The sequence below is a fragment of the Rubinisphaera italica genome, from assembly GCF_007859715.1.
In the GTDB taxonomy this organism is placed as follows: domain Bacteria; phylum Planctomycetota; class Planctomycetia; order Planctomycetales; family Planctomycetaceae; genus Rubinisphaera; species Rubinisphaera italica.
In genome coordinates, this window is sequence record NZ_SJPG01000001.1 from 6,398,757 (window position 1) to 6,419,447 (window position 20,691).

A 20,691-nucleotide genomic window follows, 5' to 3' on the forward strand; every position below is an offset into this window, starting at 1 on the left:
TAACAATATCGCGCTATTTCAACCTCGAAAGCGTATCAGAATCAACTTTTGATTTGACTGCATCTCCAGGGCGAGCTTAAAGTTTGTCGCCTTTGCGGCGTCCACCGCCCTGGTCGCTGGGGCGACTTACGATGTTGTTCAAGAAGCCTTCACCTTTGACGAGTTTGCCCGCAAGGATATCTTCTTCGGTAATCTTCGACAAAAATATGGTGTGCTGGCCGATCTCGCCTCGCCCTTGGTCATAGACGATGTATATGGCCCCGTCTTTATTGAGGGTAGCCGACGGGTAACTGATTTGCCCCTCATCGCATAACAGCATTTTATGTGTAAAGGTTTTGCCGTCATCGTCACTTAAATAGGCCGTCATGCGGGTACGTGGAGTCTTATGTTTTTCAAGCTCGCGTTCTTTACCGTTCTCGTCGGTGTAGTAGTATATTTTCTTGTCGTTTTCCCGTTTCATCTGGACGTCGTTTGCAACTAACAATACTTTGCCCGAAGGGAGTGTTTTGAGTATGCACTTTGTGTTGATCGAAAACTGCATCGGGTAGTAGCCGCCCAGTTTCCAGGATTTGCCGCCGTCGAAGGATTCGGCAAATTTCTGCCCTCTGCGGGCGCGATAGAAGGTGAAGAGGCTGCCATCTTTTCGGATGATGGGCATTTGCTCCGCAAATACCGCGTCGTTATCCACGGGGAATTCGGAAACAAATATCGGCTTGCCGTTAACGTCTTCTTTTAAAAAGCGAATTCTCACCTTGTCGGGAATGCCGACAAACTTAAAGTCGTCCATCGAGCGCATAATCGTGCCGTCAGCGAAAATTAGCGGTTTCATGACGGAGATGTTTTTGTTTCCCAGCAGACGCGGTGCAGTCCAGGCGGTGTGTTCATTTTCTGGGTCGAGCATAGTGAATTCCCACGCAGAGGAAGCGAATTCGTCCTGGCCTTTGAAATCTATGTTTCTAAGACCGATGAATCGGATATTCCCCTGGGGATCTTTCCACAACATTGGGTCTGATGCTCCTCCCCCAAGGAGTTCGCTCGGGTCGAAGACAAAGACTTCTTTCCATGTTTTGCCACCGTCTGCGGAGGTTGAAATAACCGAGAATTGATCTTTGTGGTAAGGTGCTCGTTCGGCTTGGATGTTAGAACCGAACCAAGTTGCCCAGAGTCTACCACCCTCGGAGATTTCTACCTGCGGGCAGCCTTGAAAGATCCTCAGATTGATACGGTGCTTGTGGTAGGGTGGTTGTCCTTTGTAATTGATTTTGATCAGAGACGGTGGCGTCTTTCCAGTAATTCCGTAGGGGAAATTTTGCGACACATCTTCGGGGGACGGCATTGTCGTGTCGCCCAATACGGATGCCGGGTCCACCGTTTGGGCGTATAGAGACGGAGTGAAACTCGGCAGCAGGCTGACGACGAGCCCACATGCTATCAAGGCTGCAGCCGCCTGGCGAACAAACTGAACTTGGTTCGGCATCGTTGTCTATTTCCTTTTCTTTGATTCTTAGCTATCAACGAGAGTACAATCAGGAGAGTCTGGTCAAGTATCTGTGCAAGTGAGGGGACATTTTAGCACGTCCTCCCTGTACCCGCCCGCATAACAAACCGCAACAGACTCATGCCGCACAAAGCAGTCTACATAATCATGAGGAAAGTTGTTGTAAAAGGTGTCGTAACTAAAGACAAGGAAACAGGTTGGAATCATGACGCCACCTTATATGTTTCTTGCGCGGATACTTGCCGTCAGGAGCACTCTGTCGACATGTCCCCACAGTTGTCGCATACGGTTGTCTCACCGCTCAGCTTCCCGCTTATCTGTCCCGAGTCGGAATGTGTGCTGAACCCGACCCTCTATGCCGTTCAGCTTCCTACCCAACTGGCTGGTACAGTGTCCTTGTTTGTCCGGCTTCGAGAACCGCCCCCGCACGAGCCGCATTTCGGATGCTTTTATTGCCCCAGCGATAATGGAGTCTTAACCCGCAAGTCCAATAAAATAGCCACTTACAACAAAGTGCAAGTGGCTGTTTGAGTTTAGGCGGGGGGAAGTTAACTTTCACAATTTGGCGGCAATGCCACCGGCGCGTAAACCTCGTTCGCAGCAGGGACTTGCGTCCGACGAAGCCCGATTCGCTAAACGCGGCGAAAGGCTCCCTGTCCGACCAATGCAGCTTGGTCTATCCGACCACATCGGACGCCCCAAGCGTCGTTTGAACGCGTAGACAGCAGCAGGTCCATCGATGCAGCGGCAAGTTGCGAATGGGTGATTGTATCGCTAATGTTGACTTGGCACGGAAGCTCAATTTGCGAGACATCTCGGATGGCCGTCACACCAATCAGTCGGAGATTCGTATTACTCATGGCAACTCAGCGCAGCATACTCGTCTTGATCGCCAGCAGTCTCCTCGCGTGTTTGGCCGATCAAAGGGCGAACGGGCAACCTCCAAACGATGCTCATTTTCGCAGTCGGCTCAACTCTCTCGAATCCAATCCAGACGACCACCCAGTCTTTCTACTAAGGCTGCTCAAATTCAAGGGTGATACGGACATTGAGGCTTTTCAGAAGTACCTCAACGTTTCGGTTGCCCGAATCCGCGAATTGGGCGGGGTGGTCATCTTTTACGGAAAAGCGAAGCCAATCGAGTACGACTTCAGCGGCTCAAAAAAAGTGTTTGGGTTTCGTCCATGTCCTTGGGATCGCATTTTGATTGAGCGATACCGCTCGCGTAAGGATGTTCTTAGACTTGCCAAGTCAGAGGACTATCGCACGGCGACAAAGGCCCTCCAAGACATTGTTGAGAAGACTGTCGTCTACGCGCTCAACGGGTCGCCGTGGTCGGGAGGAAAGAAACGTAGTCCCGCCGATACCATGACAGGCCCGCCCGAGCCTCCTAGTCCGAATGAGGCGGTCTATATGCTGAACCTTTTGAAGTTCAAACCCGGCGGCGAAAAAATCTACCTTGAAAAATACGCCAAAGTCGTCGCGCCCCTCATCAAGGGCACACACAACGGCAAAGTCATTTGCCACTTCAAACCCGAACAAGTACTCGTCGGTGACGAAGGATACGATCGAGTAATCCTCGTGATGTATCCGTCCGCCAAGGCATTTACGGACATGCTTCAGAGCGATGTGTATCAGGAGGTCTCTGGACATCGAGCTGATGCGATCAGCCTCGGTCATTTGTACGGGTTTTCTAATGAGGCTGCAGAACTGAAAAAACTGGAGCAGAAACGATGACGGTGCGTGGTCGGATAAGCAATCGATCAAGGTCGGATTGAGGAAGCATCAGGCTATTTCTGTACCTGGATAGCCGCATTTCGGAACTACTGGCTGTCCCGTACTTATTGACGGAAGCTCAATGAAAACAGCCACTTGCGACTTTTGCAAGTGGCTGTTTTAGATGGAGGCGGGGGGCTTGCACTTTCCGAAATCGGACACAATCCGCACACCGATGCTAACCGACATTACTGCAAGGCTTTAGGTCAAAACGAACACAAATCTTACACCGAAAAAAGTGCCGCTTATCAGAAAAAAGACGCTGAGTTATCAGAAAAAAGCCGGTATCACGAAAGGGGTTCGAGGCACATCGCCTCGAACCCCTTTCACGGATCTCTGTTAGCTTGAAGTTGGCAATCCTGTGTCCGGCAGAAGTTCGCTTTTCACGAACTTTCGGCTTGTCCGAACACTCTTATCCAAGAGTTCGGATAAGCACTTTGCGTCTCGCCATCGCTTGGGGTGAGAACCCTGCTGTGGAGGGATCACGCTCCTTGTACCCCAAGCAGTACCTGACCTCTTTCACAAATTCGAGTTGCAACTTTCAATTGAACGTGCTACCTTTAATTGAAAGTTGCACTTGAATTCAAAGGGGGGGGCTTCTCGTTGGCTGAAATCCAAGACGAAAATTGGTTAGCGGAATTCTCGCCTCACGAAGACGGGAAGATCGACTACCTGAGCACCGATGGCACAGTTGCTATTGAAGTTCAGCGTTCGCTCGCCAGCAGCCGTGGGCTGCACTCTGCTGTGATGCGATTGGCGATGTTTCTGTCGGAGAGCGAGCGGGTAAAACGTGGAATTCTTGTGCTTCACCGCCCTCGAATGTCAACACGCCGGATCATGGATGAATGGTCCCAATCCAAGACGGTTCTTTCGCCATCAATCGCTAATCGATTTTCAGTTGTCGCCGTTGATGGGCGGGAAGCTTGGTTTTCGGATGAAGATGCACTGACAAAACGCATCGCCCGATTGCTGGAATCGACTAGCCCTACCGAAGAACCCACCAGAAAGAATGTGTATCCGGTCAAGCAACGTCCCGGTCAGAAGTTCTACGAGATCCTAAAAGTGTTGCTCCTGCATTGGCTTCAACACGATGGCCCAATCGCACTTGGCAGGTTGGGGGATGAAGTCGGCTGTAGTTATCCCACCATTCGAGAAGCTCTTGAACGAAAGTCACTCGCTGGGTCTATCAAGTCTCACTCGAACCGTTCGGTAGAGCTTGCAGTGTTTCCCAAAGATGCATGGAACGAGTTAGTCGCTCTGTCGGGAGAAATGCGAGCTTCGTTTCGATTTCGCAATCGAGCAAATGGAAAGTCGGATGTCGATGGTCTGTTAAAACGGTTGCGGAAGCAATCAAACCTTCCCGTCGCAATCAGTGGTGTGCTCGCCGCCAGATATTGGCACCCGCATTTCGATTTGAATGGAACGCCTCGACTGGACTTACTCTACCACGCCCCAAACGGTGAGGCAGATCTCGGATTTGTCAGAAAACTTGATCCCGCACTTGTTTTAGATGACGGAATCGAAAACTCACCGTCATTGGTCGTCCACGCTCTCGTGCGAAACGAAAAACTCATTACGGACACATCCGATGCGACCTTCCCCTTCGCTGATCCGATTGAGACCGTACTCGACCTCAGCGAGATGAGCCTTGGTGTGCAGGCGGATCAACTCATTAACTACCTACGACATGAAGCGAGGCTCTGATGAACAAACTCGATCCCCAAAAGCTCTTCACTCAGATCGCCGAAGATGTTCCCAGCGAATTACATCAGCACTTATTCGTTACAGGGAGTTTGGCTGCGGCGTACCACTACCGAACGGAATTGATGGGTCAGGCGATCAACACCAAGGATGCCGACTTAGTGATCCATCCAGCCGGGCACGTCGAATCGTGTCGTGAGATGACGGAGAAACTGCTTGGGACTGGATGGAGAAAAACGGACGCTTGTTTTCCAATGGAAAGGCAAGAACCAGTGGATGACTTGCGTGCGATCCGGCTCTTGCCGCCAACTTCGGACGAGTATTTCATTGAGTTTCTGAACATCCCAGAACAAGATCAGATAGAGGCAAAAAAATGGATTCCGATCCAAATGTCGGACGGATGGTATGGGTTGCCGAGTTTTCGTTTCTTGGGCGTTGTCTCGATTGGAAGACTCCGGTCTGAAATGGGACTCGAATATGCAGCACCATCAATGATGGCTCTAACCAATTTGCTTTCGCATCCCGAAGTTGGCAAAAGCAGAATTGAATCAGGATCGATGACAGGAACTCTTCGATCTGCCAAAGATCTCGGACGGGTGATAGCCCTTGCTCGCCTTGCAGGACGAGACGAAGTTGAGTCGTGGCAAGAACCGTGGTTTGATGCGGTTAAGCAATGCTTTCCATCAGGCTGGAAGGAATTGACGGTAAAAATTGGCAGAGGTCTTGAAGAGTTGCTAGGCGATGCAAACGCACTTCAAGAAGCTCAACGGACCACCGACATCGGTATTCTGAATGGCATGAACGTCACAGTGGATGAACTCCGAGCAGAAGGCGAGAGGTTGATTGTTGATCTGATTGAACCACTCAGAGAAATGGCAAACGATGGCATCGAATAACAAGCGGAATGCGAATTCGTTGGATGAGCGTTTCCCAGCCATTGCAGCTTGGATTCAGCACGGATGGATTGAAATCGGCGACCAAGAATGGACTCGCTCCTCTGCTGTGGCTCAAGATTGTGGCGGAATGGTCTACGAAGAGACTGGAAGCAACAAGACTTTGACCGAATGTCTCGAATCGCTTGAGCGTGGGCTTCGGAAGCACATGAAGGAACGGTGGGGCGACGAGTTTGAATAGCTCAGTATCGCTCAATCCGCCCGACGACCTGACCGGCAGCGTTTACGATTTGATTGTCTCGGATCGTTACACGGTCATCAACGATGAGTAAGAGTCTTTCATCGAACTCAAGTTCCCCCGGCTCAAACTCGCCTGTGTACCGCTCGCCAGTCGAAACCCGCACTGACCGGATCTGTCCTCGATAGAAGCTGATCAAGTTGTCCTGACCGACATTCCCGATGACGAAAGGCGTTTTGCCTCCCGGCTTCGAACCGGGGGCTGTTTCGACAAGTTTGCCGTTCAAATAGAGCCGAGTATCGTCTTCGGAAAAAACAGCAGCCACATGCGACCAGTGATTTGGTGGAACGGCGGCAGTCGAGTTCACCATCCCTTCGATGTACTCCAACGAAAGCATCGAGCCGCAAATTGCGATACCCAAACCATATTCACCGGGAATGTCGCTACCGATGATGAATTGGCAATTCTCGTCTCGATAAGGATCAGGCTTGATCCATGCTTCAAGGGTGACTGGTAGCGTGAGTTCGACGTTGGTGACGATCCTTGTGCGACCATCGAAGTGGAGCACGCCGTCTCTGACCAGTTCGTGGTCAGATTGACGAGTGGAGAGAATGAAACCTGCGACCAGAGCGACAACCGCAACGAGACCGAAAATCGCCCATAGCCATCTTCGACGATCTGGCTTCGATGTACTGAGCCACGCTCGTAGTTCATTTGCCAGTTCCAGTGCCGTTTGATGACGATCACCGGGATGCTTCGACAATGCCTTCGTACAGATCGTGTCGAGTGTTTCAGGAAGCGACGGATCAACTTCCCTGAGTCGCTTGGGTTGGCGAAAGAGAATCTGTTCTCGTAGTTCTTGTTTGTCTTTCGCTGGAAACGGTGAAGCACCTGACAGAAGTTCAAATAGCACGACTCCAAGAGCGTGAACATCACATCGACCATCGAGAAGCTGCGTTTCATTGGAGACCTGTTCTGGTGACATATACGCAAGCGTTCCCGACGACAACGCTCGCCCTTTCTCCAACTCGTCCAACGTGCAAGCCACTCCAAAATCAGCGATTAACGGCTTGCCATCCACATCGATCAGAATGTTTTCTGGTTTGATGTCCCGATGAAAACAACCTTTCTCGTGAGCGTAGTGAAGCGATTCAGCGATGGTTGCGACGAGTTCGACTGACTCTCGAATCGACAGTTTCCGCTTGCGGACGAGATCAGCAAGGCTTTGACCTTCAACCAATTCAAACACGAGAAACATGCGACCATCGTGCTCTCCGCAGTCGTGGACAGCCACGATACCGGGATGTTTCAATCGAGCAACTCGACGAGCTTCATCGAGTAGCAAATCACATGATGTGCGGTGATGACCGATTTTTACGGCGACCGGTCGTTGCAGCTTCAGATCTTGTCCTTTGTAAACTTGCCCGTAGCCGCCCGATCCCAAGAGTGAATCGAGTCGATACCGGTCTGCCAGCACAATGCCAGAAATATCCTTGGACGGTTGATGGTCAGTCAACGGACGAGCAGGATCACGTTTCGTCCAAGCCGTTGTCTTCAGGCTCTCGATCTTTGAGCGAACTGTTTGCGTCAGTTGGGGACATTCAGTGCAAAGTTCTGCGGCTGGAATGTCCTTACCTTGTTCGAACGCTTCTTCCCAACGCACGAGCAGGTCGGCAATCAAATCTTTCTCGTCATCAGTCAAGATCGAGTCCTCCTGCGAGTTGGTCTTTGAGGAGGAGACGAGCCGACACCCAACGACGTTTCAGCGTGGCAAGAGAGATGCCAAGGACACGGGCGGCGTCGGATTGGGTGAGTCCGTCGTACCACAACAAACTGACGACTTCTTTCTCCGCTTCCGGCAGTGCTTCAACCGCTTCGTGAAAATCCGTCCAAGCAGCAACCGATTCTGGTTCGAACGGATCTTCACATCGCTCAGATGCGTTGCCGCCGTCGCTGTCGTGCTTTGTTCCGATGCCCTGCGGTCCGTAGTAGCTTCGTGCCAGATCGATCAGTTCACGTCGTATCTGGGTCGCCGCCAAACCGTAGAACTTCCGCACGGATTCCGGCTGAACTGAAGCTAAGGCACGGTGTAGTCGCAACAGACTCGCCTGCAATACATCGTCGGTGTCGGACCAACGCTGCACATGTCCGTAACTCTTGAGCATTCGCCTCGCCATCGTCCGAAGTCGTTGACAGCACAACTCAACGATGGTGCGTCGGGATTCGGGACACCCCTCGCTGAGCCGCTGCAATTCGTTCTGTAGGTCAGTCGTAAGTCCCAATCCGCTCTCCGTTGCACGATCCCTTGGTGGACGAACAACGAACATCGGAATGGTCCGCCTCCATTAAGAAGGGCGAGTGCCGACTGGCGACTAGCTCAAAAGCGGATCAGAAATATGAGAATTGCGTGAAGTTGAGCCATTGGAGCATTCGCACTCGCTCATCTGGATAGAGCAAGGAGTTTCCTCTTTAAGGACGTCGCCTCGTGACAGATTCACCCGAAGACCAAATCTTGGAGATCGCCGAGAAAATGGGTGGACAACTGACAGAAGAGTCGGTTGGAAATGTCGAAAAGATGCTGGCGTGTCTCAAAGCGGGGCAAAGGGCAGACTGGTCAATTGCTGCTCACTTCTTGTTGGGTCTGCACCACTCCGACCAGTTCTTCAGGGAAGGATTCCCAACCAGCCATACTCTCACTTCGGATGAGCAAATCGCCACATCTAAAGCCATCAATCACTTCACGACCTTTCTCCAAGCTTCGACACGACCATGTTTTTTTCTGCGTGTGGGAACCGAAGAAATCGAGACACTCACCCTTGGACAAAACTGGTGGGCGGCATTTGGAGTCGATATGCAAACCGCTCGGTTTGAAGCAACAGACCCTCGAATTCCGCTTTGCGGCGAAACACCCAACGACATCGACTTGATCGGAGTTGCATTGGATCGACTTGCATTGGCCCATTACTTGTCTGGCTCATCCAAGCAGGCAGCGGAAACCCTCGTTATTGCACTGATGAGTCCGTCAGCCGATTGGTGGTGGGGAGAGCGAAGCGGTGTTGATCTTGTTCGGCTTTATGGATGGATCGGATGGCTCTTCTTCGACGCACACGACTTCTCGAATGCCTGTGCTTACCTTCAGCGTTGCTTTGACGAATTAGAGGAGCACTCCGAGGAAGGAACATCCCCCGTGACTGTTGTCTTCATTCGTCTGGTCGAGATGTACATGTACGGCGGCAACGACGGAGTTGAATGGCGTCATGCGTTTGCTGATGCAGGAAACGTCGATGCCTATGGTGATTTCATGCCGAGCGGAACGCTCGATCATGGATGCGATGCGTTCATGCTACGACTGGCAATCTCGCACGCAGCCTGTGGAAACTACGACCAAGCGATGAACGCTGCCAACGTATGTGTCGGCTTTGGTCAACCACTTCAAGACCTTCAATTTGAGGTCTATGAGGACTTTCAGCCGGTTCCATTCCCTGAAGCCCGGCTGGTTCGGGCGGCACTGAGTTTGAAGCTGAACCAGTGCGATTCGCTTTGGAACGATCTGACCGAGTGCCTTAAAACTGAGGGAGTCCGAAGCGAAGCGGTTGCCTTGGCGTGTCTTCACGAACTGTGTGTCAGAAGTCAGAGCACCCCTGACGGTATGACTTTGCATCGTTTGTCCGATCACTTGTCGTCACTATCGAACGACGAAAAGGCTCTGCTCGAACAACGCTGCGGAGTTGTACTTGGAGAACTGCTTGATGGGTCGCTCGTGCCGAGTGGTCTACGCTCAGAAGTGGCAGCAGCCATCGCAGAGGAGTTTGGAGCGTTCGTCACGGAGCACCCAAACAATGAGTAGTCCGGCAAATCAACCATTACCGACCGAGATTCTTGGACGCCGAGTGATCGAGATCTGTCCGGTCTGCGACGGTGAAGGTCGAGTCTGGGGTTGCGATGAGCATTACACAACCCATTTTTCTGACCGCTGTGAAAGATGCAATTGCATCGGCTTCATTCTCGACATGCCGCCCAATTATGCAGAAGCGGACCATGACGATGTTCCGTTTTAGACCGCCCTCAAGGAGCCTCACTTGTCAGACGACCGCACCCCACATTGGCTTGTCCAACTTCGCTTCTTTCTGATTTGCTCGCCAGTCGGGATTATTGCGGCGATCATTCTCGCACCGTTCGCTTTGCCGTTGCTGCTTGGTTTCGGTGTAACGCTGTTTTTGTTTTGGCAAGGATCGAGGCTGTTTACGAACGGTTTCGTGAAATTGTTCGATCCAGAAGGCTATGAGGCGATCAAGAAAAGCGGCGGCGACCCGTTTTACGATTCTCTTGGTGCTCCACTGAACAATGACAGTGAGCAGGTCCGAGTCACTGGTCGCAACCCAAACACAAATTGTCCCGGTTGTCGGCGACCTGTCTTCGTTCAGTCCAACACAGCATTCCGGTGCCCACAGTGCGATGCCCATTGGCACGAGAACAACTGGTGGAAGTGGGATGGAGCGAAATGGAACTCGCTCAATTAGCGACCGAGAACGTAACGCAGATGCGGTATTGCCACTGTGGATACCGCTCGCATTCTTCCCACTCACCCCAGCGATTCTCGAAATCCTCAAATGCCTTCTGGAACGCATCGTCGGAATCAAAGTCGTCACGGATTCCAGTTCAGCCGCGTCGATCGTGATGACGCTGGAGGCAAGTTTTTCGTTTAGAGGCGTGCCCTTTTTCGCTGTTTCTTTGTCGCGATAGTCTCGGAACTTATCTGCGAACTTACTGACTTCACTGTCGGGAACTGCGACGAGATATTCTTTCCGCCCACCGCGTTCTTTGGCACTGACGATTCGGGCACCGGGCGACGTGTTTTCGAGTTGCTGTTGTTCAAGATCGAAGTCCGAACTCTCGTCGAACACCATCGGAATGAACTGAATACCCTCGTAAGCAGGTTCTGTTTTCTGACGCGCCTTCGCTTTCTTCTCAGCTCGTGCAAGATCACCCAGTAACTTGTCAGCGTGAGTTTTCCGTTCGGGAAGTGGCGGACTGTTCTTCTTGCCTCCACCACTCTGCGTGCTGATGTAATTCTGTCGACTGCGGGTGTTCTGTAACAAGAAGTGTCGAAATTCCGCCATGAAGACTACGTCCTACCTAACTGTTTGTTTTCTCTCGCGAAACGTCTGTATCGCTTTTTCAAGTTCGCCAGGTTCTATGTTTCGTCGGTCGGCAAGAACTGCCAACTTTGCTGACTGATCGCACGCACGACATAATTCTGCGTGACTTAATCCGTCTGCAACCAACGCCATTTGCTTAATGTTTTCTTTGCGCAGTTTGAATGAAGAGAGTCGATTCTCAATCAAAGTGAGTCTCTCGTCCTCGCCCGGTAATTGGTATCGGATCACATCATCGAAACGACGGAATAGTGCGTCGTCCAGAATCGCTTCAAGATTAGTCGCTGCAATGATCAGACTATCCGATTCATCCTGCTCCAAGAATTGAAGGAACGAGTTGAGCACGCGTCGAATCTCACCAACGTCATTACTGCCCTCGCGCATAGAACCAATCGCGTCGAACTCATCGAACAGATAGACTCCGCGCGTGTGTCGCATTGACTCGAAGATTGCGAACAGCTTGGCCGCAGTTTCGCCCATGTATTTCGTAATCAGCGAATGAAGTTGCACTGTAAAGTGTGGTAGTTTGAGTTCACCTGCGAGAGCCCACGATGTCATCGTTTTCCCAACACCGGGCGGCCCAACGAGCAACAATTTACGCCGAGCGGACAGTCCGTGCTCCCGCAACTTCGCCTGCTGACGATATTCGTGCAAAACCAGCTTCAACGATTCGTATTGCTCAGGGGCAAGAACCATCTCGGACAGCTTCGTTCTTGGATATGTCGCCGACAACAACGCGGCCAACTCACCAACTGGACGACTGATGGGAACAGAGCCACCGACCTTTGCTTGCTTCTGCTTCGTCTTGATGTCATCAACGAGCCGCTTGATATCCGAGGCCAGCTTTCCCTTTCCAGCGCGTGCTTCATGCGCAGCAATTTGCAGAGCGACAGAAACGAACATTTCGCCGTCCGCTTCGCTGTAACTTGCCAGCAATGATTTGATTTGTTGTGCGGTTGCCATCGTATTTTTCGAATCCGTTCAGCTTTCATTCAGTTGCTTTGCAAGTCCCTGCGTCGCATCTTCAATCAAAAGTGCTGCAATCTGCATTGGGCTGACTCGTCTCTCATCTGTGCTGACCGCAACAGCGGCCTGTTCCAGGAGAACAAGTGTTTCTTCGCTCATGGACAATTTTCGCTGAATTTTCCAAGTCGGATCGCTCGGCCTCCCAGGTCGTTCTCCCTTCCCAGGTTCGAGCCGCTGTCGAATCCTTTGACCGAGATCACCAAGTCCATTTGCTTCGACACCTTCGCGAGATTTCATCACAAGACCCATTGTTACACCCAAGTTATTTAATACAACTTCGGACTTTCAGCACCGAAAGTAAAGCGAATGTCGCGAATTACGCCGGCGCCACACAGACGCGAGGACTCCACAGAGCAAAAATGTTGTCAGGATAAATAGGGTCAACAGCATGTTGAAATCTGAACCTGTCTCCTAATGGTCGGCGATGACTTGCTGGTCATCACAGTCTTCACCGACTCCCTCGTACTCGAATTCCAGTGTTGAGTGCTGGATTTGAAATTCATCCGAAAGAGAATGCTTGATTTTCCGCTTGATCGATTCAAGTACATCCGGATTCCCTTTCTGTATAATAACATGAGCCTCCAACGCTCGATGCTGCTCATCCAGTTCCCAGACATGAACATGGTGCGTCCCGCTGACTCCGTCAATTTGCTCTATTTTTTTGACCAGTTCTTTCATATCAAGATCGACGGGAGTTCCTTCCATCAACACACGCGTGGCCTGTGGAAGCATTTTGAAGACCTGCCACAGCACGTAGCTGGCAATTAGCAAAGTGATCACTGGATCGACCCACGTCCAGTCGAACCAGATGATTGCTCCGGCTCCCAGCAGTACGGCAACACTTCCGAGTGCATCGACAATATTGTGGATGAATGCCGCACGAACGTTTAATGACCCGCGACTCATCGCCCATAACAGCAATGCTGTAGCAACGTCGATGACCAATGCCAACAACGCCGTGGCGGCCATCAGCCATCCGATGATCTCCTGCGGCTCCATGAAGCGCATGATGCCTTCATAAACCAAGTACAATCCGATGACCGCCAGCAATGTGAGGTTGATCAACGCGCCAATCATTTCCGCTCGGCGGTACCCGAACGTATATCGTTCATTCGCATCTTTTTTGGAGATTCGACGAGCGATGTAAGCGATCAGCAGTGCATTGGCATCATTGAAATTGTGAGCCGCATCAGAAAGTAGAGCCACGCTGCCGGAAAAGATTCCGGCAACCACCTGTCCGACCGTGAGAATCTGATTCAGAATCACGGCCCACAGCAAACGAGAATCGCTGACCCCTTCCAATTCTCCACTTCGGCTGGCGCCGTGAGAATGGCCAGAATGGTCATGATTGGAATGTTCTTTTCGTGTCTGTGGCATTACAAACTCATTTCATACGTGTTTCGAATTTGCCAGTGCATGCTACGCCGCGATTACTTTGATCATCACGTTACTATCATGCAGCCTCTACAGCCATGACTTCGTGGGTGACGCCTTCAACGAGCCGGATGGTTCGCTTTGCAAACGCGGCGGTATCTGCATCGTGCGTCACCATGATGATCGTTCGCCCGTCGTTGTGGAATTCGGCCAGATAGTTCATCACTTGTTGACGCGTCTGCGAATCGAGGTTTCCTGTCGGTTCATCGGCAAGGATCACTTGCGGATCGTTGGCCAGCGTACGAGCCAGTGCGACTCGCTGCTGTTGACCTTGGCTCAGTTCCGACGGCAGATGGTCGGCTCGATCCGAAAGTCCGACGCGGTCGAGTAGTTCGAGCGCGTGAGCACGCTGTTCGGTTGCAGGTTTCCTGGAGAGCATCAGAGGAACCTGGACGTTTTCGCATGCAGACATCCACGTTACCAGATTGAAGGACTGGAAGACGAAACCAACCTTTTCGCCCCGCAGCTTCGTTCGCTCGTCAATTGACATTTCGTACAACGATTGGCCGTCAAGCGAGACACTGCCGGAAGTCGGAGCCATCATTCCGCCAAGGATTGAGAGCAACGTTGTTTTGCCGCTGCCGCTGGGACCGACGATAGCGATAAAGTCATTGTCGGGGATTTCGAGATTGCAGGTATCCAGTGCGGTGACGACATTGCCACGACGTTCATAGGTCTGCGTGACTGATTGAAGCTGATACATAAGAGAGTCCTTTGTGCTGAAGTATGTTGGAGTGTGATGCTGTTGGCTGTTGGTTCATGCGTCATTGAAGACGAGGCATGGGTCGAGTCCTGCTGCTCGTCTTGCAGGCAGGAAGCTCGCTGCCACAGCAACCACGGTTGCGGCAACCATACCTACGGCCAAAAGCTCCGGCAGTGGTTGAACACTGATGCCCAACAGTTGTGGTCCCAAAATGGATGCAACGACCGTTCCAATCACAAAGCCTCCGAAACCACCCGCCAAACCGAGCAGCGTCGCTTTGCCAAGAAACATTCGAGTCACAAAGCTACGACTGGCACCGAGAGCCATCAACGTACCAATTTCTTTGCGGCGTTCGGTCACGTTTGCATACATCACGCTGGCGATGCTGGCTCCACCGACCAGTAGAAGAATCGAAAGAAAGACCCATGACAGACGCGACATCAACCCATTGACAGCGACTTGTGTCTCGACCACCTGAGCGATTGTAATGATGCGGGTGTCGGGCAGTTCAGCAGAAAGATTTGTAATCAGACTCCCGGCCGCATCTTCGCAGCAAGCCATGATTTCGATGACGTTAACCACAGGCCCGGCACCGGACAAATCCTGCACGCTGTGCAGGTGAGCGAACATCCGACTGTCGTCGATTGTTCCGGTTGATGGCAGTACGGTCAGGACGGTGAACGATTCGTCGAGAACCAGCAGTTTGTCGCCAACCTTTGCTCTCAATTGAGCCGCCAGATCTTGCCCAAGAATCACATCACGATCGCCGAGTTCCTGAATGGTTCGGTTCGCGGCGAGCGAATTCGGGTCATTGGCACCTGCTTCTACGTTGGCCTTGGTTGCACAACAGCCGCGGTCGGTCCCGACGGGACTAATCAAACCCAGCCCCTGCCAAGCGGCTTTGGCCTGGAATTCGGATTGCGGCAGGATTCCGGTCACTGTGACCGGGATCGAGTCAACATTCGATTCAACACACAGTTTCGGAGCAAGATTTTCAACGCCCGGCATCCGAGCCAATGCCAAACGCGACACATATTCCTCGGGCATTGTCTGGCCGTGCATGTCAGCGGAGTAGTAATCCTGCAAGCTGACCGTCGGTGGCAAGACCAGCACGTTCGCTCCGAGCGATTCCATATCACCGGCGATCTTGCGTTCCGAGAAAACCGTGATGTTTTGAATCGCCACCATTGCGGTGACACCCAAGGTGACTGCCAGCAAACTGGTCAGCATCGGTGTTGGTCGTTGCCAGAGTTCCTTCCAGATCATTGTCTGTAATTTCATGGAATCCATTCCTTTGTTTGCGGATTGATAGTTTGAGATTGAAGATTGCTAAAACCAGAGTTGAGTGAGTCGAGTCCAAAGACGCTTGCTCTGGACTTTCGACCCTGGACTCTATTGTCATCATCGACGCGAAGGCTGTTGCCCCGATGCGGCCTTGTGGTGCTTACAGTTCTCGTCGTCGCAGCACTTTCCAGCAGCTGCCAGTTTTTGAGCTAATACGTCATGCGTCACGTTCGCGTTGAAGACTCCAAGCATCACTCCCGGAGGGGCCATGAAAGCGACAACCGGTGTCTGCTGGTTCGTGGGGATCCGCAATTGGTTCAGAAACTTGGCTTCATTGGGGTCGGTGGCCATCACGGTCACGACTTCCGTTCGGTTTGAAAACAGCTTGTCGGCCTGAAACTGACGGACGCCAACCGGAATTTCCGTGGACGGTGCGGGTTGAGCACACAAGACGACGATCTTGCTTTCTTGCAATGCTTTGAGGCAACTTGCCTGTCCCGGCGAAACGATGGCCGCCGTCAGTTGATGTCCGTTGACCTTCTGTGGAAAAACGCTGCACACCGCTCCGTTGGGAGCGAGAACGGCGACAGCTGGCATCGGGATTCGCGTTGCGTCAAACCGCTGAATCAGCTCTTGCTCAGTATCGTCATTGATTTGCACAGGCACGATCACAGCATCCTTACGTCCAGCAAGCGTCGTTTGGATGGTTTTGTGCATTGCCTGAGCGGCAGTATCGTTACCGCGATAGAACATCACGAAAGCGAACTGATTGTTTCGTGCAGCCGTATCCACAACTTGCTTGGCCGGACTGGCTGCGTGTGCTGAATGTCCGATGGTTAAAACAGCACTCAGCAACGCGACGGACAATCCAAAAGTTGAAACGATCCTTGTCATTGGGAAACTCCTTTTTCAGTGAAGATTTGAGACTACCGATTGCAGATTGACGTGAACCTGCCATCGGCGATCCAAGTGGAAGAAATGGTGGCTCTTCGTGATTGAAGAATTGAGATTGCAGATTGACAAATCATCAATCTGCCATCGGCATTCATCAATTAGTGGTCGTGCCCGTCGTGGTCATGATCGTGCGAGATTGTGCCGCGATATGACTTGCCGTTGATGGACAGCACGAGCTTTGGTTCGGCTCCTTCTTCATCAAGACGATGCGCGAGTTCCGCATCGTTGGAGATGAATCGTGATGACTTGCCTTGGGGATCATTCGTGTCTGGTGAAGCTGCCAGCGTGAATTGTTCCGGTTTGCCATCGTGCTTGGCATTGATCGTGACTTCGGTTGCGTCAATCGAAACCTGTTCTGTCGCCGCCCCGTTGAGTACATAGATGGTGATTGTCCCGGCGTCTTCATCGTGGAGAATCTCGGCATGATATTCTTCGTTGCCGAGCTCGATCAGGTCGCCATGATGCGGGCCTTCTGATGGATGCGCGTGACCGGCATGAGCATCAACAGTATTCGGCGGGCCAGACGTGGCGGTATCCGTTGAAGATTTGTCCGAGCATCCAGCGATGACCAATACGGTTGCCATCAAGAAAAACGTCGTAAAAGTAGTTGGTGTTTTCATCTCATTCTCCAGAGTTGGGGTTACTAATTCAGAGGGTTGTTTAGATTTGGTGATGAGCTTGCAGCAGTGCAAATCGGCAAACTGCTATGTCTTGGCTTGTCTTGATCAGTTTTTGTTACAGAGGATGAAGTCGGACTTGTTACTCATCACTGGGCAGCAGGAGCGGTCACGGGTTCAGTGGTCTCCGTCGTCCCGGACGAAGAAGGATTGGTTTTATGAGCGAAATGCTCCTCGTCAGCTTCCACAACGAGGGCAACATCTGTATGAGATTCATTAACAACTCGTTCGGCTTCCTTCAGGCCGATCAACCAGAACAGGGCCGGGTGAACGAAGAAGTCGAGTAGTGTGGAACTGATCAATCCTCCCAGGATCACAGTAGCCACGGGATAAAGAATTTCTTTCCCCGGCTCACCCGCCGCCAGAACAAGTGGGACCAGCCCGATGCCGGTTGTCAGTGCCGTCATCAACACAGGAGCCAAGCGTTCCAGTCCAGCACGGACGATCATTTCTTTCGTCCAGCTTTCGCCTTCGTACTTGACCAGATGCAGGTAGTGATTGAGCAGCAGAATTCCGTTGCGAGTCGCGATGCCAGCCAGCGAGATAAAGCCGACCATCGCTGCTACGGTCAGTGTCTGCCCGGTAATCACCAGTGCAACAACAGAGCCGATGAAGGCCATCGGCAGAGCCATCATCACTTGCAAAGAGAGATTGACCGAACGGAACATTGTGAACAAAACAAGAAACACGCCGATCATCGACACAGCGAATAAAGCCCCAATAATTCGCGATGCCGATTGTTGGCTTTCGAACTGACCGCTGTATTCAACGAAGTATCCGGGGGGCAACGATTCAACGACCGGACGAACTCGCTTTTGAATGTCCTGCACGACATCAACCACACCGCGATCCGAGACATTGCATTGCAGCACAATTCGACGTCTCACATTTTCACGATTGACCGTGTTGGGACCACCTGATTCGTAAATCTTGGCAACCGCCTCTAAAGGGAGTTTGCCTCCATCTTCCATGTCGATTGTCAATCGCCGAAGCGATTGCATGTTCTCGCGGTAATTTTCGTCCAACCGAATCAGCAAGTCGAATGTTCGCTGGCCAATAAGAACTTCCGAAACGACCTGCCCGTTCATTGCCGTTTCAATGAATTCATTGACTTCCACGGGCGTCAGCCCATAAAGCAGCAACTGATCGCGGTCCAACTCGATGCGGAGTTGAGGAATCGTGACCTGCGGCTCGACAAGCAAGTCCTTAACTCCTGGCACGGCCTGCATCGCGGCTTTCATTTCTTCTGCTTTACGTCGTAGCGTATCCAAGTCATCGCCATAAATCTTGATGCCAATTTGCGCTTTCACGCCGGACAGCATGTGCGAAATCAAATGAGCGATCGGCTGCTCCACAGCAGTGACAATCCCGGGAATGTCGGCCATCGCCTCGCGAATTTCTTCCAGTTGTTCCTCACGCGATCGTGGTGACTCCGGATCGAGTTCCAGAATCAATTCACTCATATTCACACCTTCAGCATGTTCATCGAGTTCAGCTCGACCGGTTCGGCGAACAAACTTGACGATGTCATCAATCTCCTGAATCCGCTGCTCAACGCGTTGGCCAATCTCGTTCGATGTTTCGAGTGACGTTCCCGGCGGCAGCACGACATTCAGTTGGACGGCACCCTCGTTGAATGGCGGTAGAAAGTCACGATCCAGTCGCGTCACGAACAACGCCGCCAACCCAACCAAGACAGCGGTCACGGCCAGATTGAATCGCGGGACGAGCAAACTGAAGCGAATCACTTTGTCACCAGCCCACTTGATCCCTCGCAGAATGAAGCCATCTTTCTCGTGTTCCACCAGTTTGCGGCGACCGAGTAACCAGTACGAAAGCACCGGAGTCACCGTGAGTGAAACAAGCAGTGAGGACAGAATCGAAACGATGTAGGCCACACCGAGCGGGGCGAACAAGCGGCCTTCCATTCCCGACAATGCAAACAGTGGGACGAAGACCAAAATGACGATCATCGTGCCAAACACGATGGAGTTGCGAATTTCAACGCTGGCTTGAAAGACAACCAGTAGCGGGTTCTTAGGATTGGTCGCACCACGATTCTCCTTCAATCGCCGGAAGATGTTCTCCACATCTACGATCGCATCGTCCACCAATTCGCCAATGGCGACAGCAAGACCCCCCAGCGTCATCGTGTTGATTGAGAGATCGAAAAATGAAAACACGATTGCGGTCATCACCAAGGACAATGGGATCGCCGTCAACGTGATGAGCGTCGTGCGAAAATTCATCAGGAACAGGAACAGAATGATGACGACCAGAATTCCGCCATCGCGTAGCGCTTCCACGACGTTTTCAATGGCTCGGTCAATGAACGACTTCTGTGTATAAAGAGGCTCGATTCGTAGGTCATTCGGCAGCGAAGGTCGTAGATCGTCGATTGCGGCCATCACATCATCCGTTACTCGTCGCGTGTCGGCTCCAGGTTGTTTGTTAATCGTGAGGATGACCGCCGGGCCGCCTGAGAATTCGCCTGCTTCATTGCGAACAAAGGCGGCGCTGTCACCACGTTTGACCTGCGGTCCTTCGACAACACGAGCAATTTGTGCGAGCGCAATGGGCCTGCCTTCACGCATCGTGACGACAACTTTCTGCAAGTCTTCAATCGACTGCACGCGACCTAATGCCCGAACCAGTAGTTCATTCGGTCCCTGTTCATCGAGATAGCCCCCCGTCGCGTTCTCGTTGCTGTTTTGAACGGCCTGTTTGACTTCATGTAGCGAGACGCCGTAACGCAGCATCGCATCGGGATCAACCAACACCTGAAATTGCTTGCGGCCGCCGCCCATCGTGAAGACTTGCGAAACGCCGGGAATTGTTAGCAGTCGCTGCCGTACAACCCAGTCTCCAAGCGTTCGCAGTTCGAGAGGTTCGGTTTCGCCGTCCTCACTCCACATACCCAGCATCAAAATCTGGCCCATGATGGATGAAATCGGAGCCAACGTCGGGCTAACGCCTTCCGGCATGCGTTCCTGCACAAGTTGCAGACGTTCGTTAACGATTTGACGATCGTTGTAAATGTCTGTCCCCCAATCGAACTCAACGTAGACCACGGAAATGCCGACGCCAGACGAACTGCGAACAGCTTGCACACCGTTCGCGCCGTTCATCGTTGTTTCGATAGGAAAAGTGATCAGCGTTTCGACTTCTTCAGGAGCAAGTCCAGGCGCTTCCGTCATGATCACCACACGCGGACGGTTCAAATCGGGAAAGACATCGATTTGCGACTGCGTCGTCTGCCATGTGCCGTATCCCACGAGGAACAAAGCCGCAGCGATGACCAGCAGTCGCTGTCGGAGAGCGAATCGAATAATTGAATTTAACATGGTTTAG

20 protein-coding genes are annotated in these 20,691 nt (G+C 52.0%); 7 read left to right on the forward strand and 13 right to left on the reverse strand.

Going from position 1 to position 20,691, the window contains the following annotated elements; all coding sequences use genetic code 11:
- Positions 1 to 76: 76 nt before the first annotated feature.
- Entirely contained in the window at positions 77 to 1,477 is a 1,401-nt protein-coding gene (locus Pan54_RS24480) for an exo-alpha-sialidase (protein WP_146506057.1), read from the reverse strand.
- Between the two features lie 285 nt (positions 1,478 to 1,762).
- Here Pan54_RS24480 and Pan54_RS24485 point away from each other — a divergent pair, with 285 nt between their 5' ends.
- On the forward strand, positions 1,763 to 2,029 hold the full coding sequence (locus Pan54_RS24485) for a hypothetical protein (protein ID WP_146506058.1): 267 nt from the start codon (positions 1,763 to 1,765) through the stop codon (positions 2,027 to 2,029).
- Between the two features lie 101 nt (positions 2,030 to 2,130).
- On the opposite strand, the gene Pan54_RS25995 is transcribed toward Pan54_RS24485, so the two are convergent.
- The gene (locus Pan54_RS25995) at positions 2,131 to 2,358 is read right to left on the reverse strand and encodes a hypothetical protein (protein WP_165441962.1); all 228 of its coding nucleotides are present in this window, start codon (positions 2,356 to 2,358) and stop codon (positions 2,131 to 2,133) included.
- Between Pan54_RS25995 and Pan54_RS24490 the strand changes: the two genes are divergently transcribed.
- From Pan54_RS24490 to Pan54_RS24505, 4 genes are all read left to right on the forward strand, one after another.
- Positions 2,357 to 3,235, forward strand: a complete 879-nt coding sequence (locus tag Pan54_RS24490) for a DUF1330 domain-containing protein (protein WP_165441963.1) — start codon at positions 2,357 to 2,359, stop codon at positions 3,233 to 3,235. The genes Pan54_RS25995 and Pan54_RS24490 overlap by 2 nt on opposite strands.
- Positions 3,236 to 3,877: 642 nt before the next feature.
- Positions 3,878 to 4,978 carry a hypothetical protein gene (locus tag Pan54_RS24495; protein ID WP_146506060.1) on the forward strand — a complete coding sequence of 367 codons (1,101 nt, stop codon included), beginning with the start codon at positions 3,878 to 3,880 and terminating at the stop codon, positions 4,976 to 4,978.
- A complete protein-coding gene (locus Pan54_RS24500; RefSeq protein WP_146506061.1) occupies positions 4,978 to 5,871 on the forward strand; it encodes a hypothetical protein in 894 nt (297 codons plus the stop codon). Before Pan54_RS24495 ends, Pan54_RS24500 begins: the two co-directional genes overlap by 1 nt.
- On the forward strand, positions 5,858 to 6,109 hold the full coding sequence (locus tag Pan54_RS24505; protein WP_146506062.1) for a hypothetical protein: 252 nt from the start codon (positions 5,858 to 5,860) through the stop codon (positions 6,107 to 6,109). Before Pan54_RS24500 ends, Pan54_RS24505 begins: the two co-directional genes overlap by 14 nt.
- 1 nt (position 6,110) lies before the next feature.
- On the opposite strand, the gene Pan54_RS24510 is transcribed toward Pan54_RS24505, so the two are convergent.
- Positions 6,111 to 7,808 carry a protein kinase domain-containing protein gene (locus Pan54_RS24510; protein ID WP_146506063.1) on the reverse strand — a complete coding sequence of 566 codons (1,698 nt, stop codon included), beginning with the start codon at positions 7,806 to 7,808 and terminating at the stop codon, positions 6,111 to 6,113.
- Positions 7,801 to 8,388 carry an RNA polymerase sigma factor gene (locus Pan54_RS24515; protein WP_146506064.1) on the reverse strand — a complete coding sequence of 196 codons (588 nt, stop codon included), beginning with the start codon at positions 8,386 to 8,388 and terminating at the stop codon, positions 7,801 to 7,803. The genes Pan54_RS24510 and Pan54_RS24515 overlap by 8 nt, the downstream gene beginning before the upstream one ends.
- A 203-nt stretch (positions 8,389 to 8,591) precedes the next feature.
- Here Pan54_RS24515 and Pan54_RS24520 point away from each other — a divergent pair, with 203 nt between their 5' ends.
- Together Pan54_RS24520 and Pan54_RS24525 are read left to right on the forward strand one after the other, a co-directional pair.
- Positions 8,592 to 9,953, forward strand: a complete 1,362-nt coding sequence (locus tag Pan54_RS24520; RefSeq protein ID WP_146506065.1) for a hypothetical protein — start codon at positions 8,592 to 8,594, stop codon at positions 9,951 to 9,953.
- Positions 9,946 to 10,164, forward strand: a complete 219-nt coding sequence (locus Pan54_RS24525; RefSeq protein WP_146506066.1) for a hypothetical protein — start codon at positions 9,946 to 9,948, stop codon at positions 10,162 to 10,164. The genes Pan54_RS24520 and Pan54_RS24525 overlap by 8 nt, the downstream gene beginning before the upstream one ends.
- Positions 10,165 to 10,188: 24 nt before the next feature.
- On the opposite strand, the gene Pan54_RS26000 is transcribed toward Pan54_RS24525, so the two are convergent.
- The 9 genes from Pan54_RS26000 to Pan54_RS24570 all read right to left on the reverse strand — a co-directional run bounded on the left by Pan54_RS26000 (position 10,189) and on the right by Pan54_RS24570 (position 20,684).
- On the reverse strand, positions 10,189 to 11,226 hold the full coding sequence (locus tag Pan54_RS26000; protein ID WP_165441964.1) for a hypothetical protein: 1,038 nt from the start codon (positions 11,224 to 11,226) through the stop codon (positions 10,189 to 10,191).
- A 12-nt stretch (positions 11,227 to 11,238) separates the two neighbouring features.
- Complete coding sequence (locus Pan54_RS24535) at positions 11,239 to 12,225, reverse strand: AAA family ATPase (protein ID WP_146506068.1); 987 nt, start codon at positions 12,223 to 12,225, stop codon at positions 11,239 to 11,241.
- 18 nt (positions 12,226 to 12,243) lie between these two features.
- The gene (locus Pan54_RS24540) at positions 12,244 to 12,525 is read right to left on the reverse strand and encodes a hypothetical protein (RefSeq protein WP_146506069.1); all 282 of its coding nucleotides are present in this window, start codon (positions 12,523 to 12,525) and stop codon (positions 12,244 to 12,246) included.
- Positions 12,526 to 12,699: 174 nt separating this feature from the next.
- Positions 12,700 to 13,665: a cation diffusion facilitator family transporter gene (locus Pan54_RS24545; protein WP_146506070.1), complete on the reverse strand. Its 966-nt coding sequence runs from the start codon at positions 13,663 to 13,665 to the stop codon at positions 12,700 to 12,702.
- Positions 13,666 to 13,741: 76 nt separating this feature from the next.
- Positions 13,742 to 14,425: an ABC transporter ATP-binding protein gene (locus Pan54_RS24550; protein ID WP_146506071.1), complete on the reverse strand. Its 684-nt coding sequence runs from the start codon at positions 14,423 to 14,425 to the stop codon at positions 13,742 to 13,744.
- Between the two features lie 54 nt (positions 14,426 to 14,479).
- Positions 14,480 to 15,706, reverse strand: a complete 1,227-nt coding sequence (locus Pan54_RS24555) for an ABC transporter permease (protein WP_146506072.1) — start codon at positions 15,704 to 15,706, stop codon at positions 14,480 to 14,482.
- A gap of 120 nt (positions 15,707 to 15,826) precedes the next feature.
- Complete coding sequence (locus Pan54_RS24560; RefSeq protein ID WP_146506073.1) at positions 15,827 to 16,603, reverse strand: hypothetical protein; 777 nt, start codon at positions 16,601 to 16,603, stop codon at positions 15,827 to 15,829.
- Between the two features lie 158 nt (positions 16,604 to 16,761).
- Positions 16,762 to 17,283, reverse strand: a complete 522-nt coding sequence (locus Pan54_RS24565) for a hypothetical protein (protein WP_207310217.1) — start codon at positions 17,281 to 17,283, stop codon at positions 16,762 to 16,764.
- A 146-nt stretch (positions 17,284 to 17,429) separates the two neighbouring features.
- Positions 17,430 to 20,684 (reverse strand): efflux RND transporter permease subunit, encoded by a 3,255-nt coding sequence (locus Pan54_RS24570; protein ID WP_146506074.1) that lies wholly within the window; start codon positions 20,682 to 20,684, stop codon positions 17,430 to 17,432.
- Positions 20,685 to 20,691: the final 7 nt, after the last annotated feature.

Excerpts from the sequence above, each read along its gene's own strand:
- Pan54_RS24480 (WP_146506057.1), bottom strand. The coding sequence starts at position 1,477 with ATGCCGAACCAAGTTCAGTTTGTTCGCCAGGCGGCTGCAGCCTTGATA.
- Pan54_RS24485 (WP_146506058.1), top strand. The coding sequence starts at position 1,763 with ATGTCCCCACAGTTGTCGCATACGGTTGTCTCACCGCTCAGCTTCCCG.
- Pan54_RS24490 (WP_165441963.1), top strand. The coding sequence starts at position 2,357 with ATGGCAACTCAGCGCAGCATACTCGTCTTGATCGCCAGCAGTCTCCTC.
- Pan54_RS25995 (WP_165441962.1), bottom strand. The coding sequence starts at position 2,358 with ATGAGTAATACGAATCTCCGACTGATTGGTGTGACGGCCATCCGAGAT.
- Pan54_RS24500 (WP_146506061.1), top strand. The coding sequence starts at position 4,978 with ATGAACAAACTCGATCCCCAAAAGCTCTTCACTCAGATCGCCGAAGAT.
- Pan54_RS24505 (WP_146506062.1), top strand. The coding sequence starts at position 5,858 with ATGGCATCGAATAACAAGCGGAATGCGAATTCGTTGGATGAGCGTTTC.
- Pan54_RS24525 (WP_146506066.1), top strand. The coding sequence starts at position 9,946 with ATGAGTAGTCCGGCAAATCAACCATTACCGACCGAGATTCTTGGACGC.
- Pan54_RS26000 (WP_165441964.1), bottom strand. The coding sequence starts at position 11,226 with ATGGCGGAATTTCGACACTTCTTGTTACAGAACACCCGCAGTCGACAG.
- Pan54_RS24535 (WP_146506068.1), bottom strand. The coding sequence starts at position 12,225 with ATGGCAACCGCACAACAAATCAAATCATTGCTGGCAAGTTACAGCGAA.
- Pan54_RS24540 (WP_146506069.1), bottom strand. The coding sequence starts at position 12,525 with ATGAAATCTCGCGAAGGTGTCGAAGCAAATGGACTTGGTGATCTCGGT.
- Pan54_RS24545 (WP_146506070.1), bottom strand. The coding sequence starts at position 13,665 with ATGCCACAGACACGAAAAGAACATTCCAATCATGACCATTCTGGCCAT.
- Pan54_RS24550 (WP_146506071.1), bottom strand. The coding sequence starts at position 14,425 with ATGTATCAGCTTCAATCAGTCACGCAGACCTATGAACGTCGTGGCAAT.
- Pan54_RS24555 (WP_146506072.1), bottom strand. The coding sequence starts at position 15,706 with ATGAAATTACAGACAATGATCTGGAAGGAACTCTGGCAACGACCAACA.
- Pan54_RS24560 (WP_146506073.1), bottom strand. The coding sequence starts at position 16,603 with ATGACAAGGATCGTTTCAACTTTTGGATTGTCCGTCGCGTTGCTGAGT.
- Pan54_RS24565 (WP_207310217.1), bottom strand. The coding sequence starts at position 17,283 with ATGAAAACACCAACTACTTTTACGACGTTTTTCTTGATGGCAACCGTA.
- Pan54_RS24570 (WP_146506074.1), bottom strand. The coding sequence starts at position 20,684 with ATGTTAAATTCAATTATTCGATTCGCTCTCCGACAGCGACTGCTGGTC.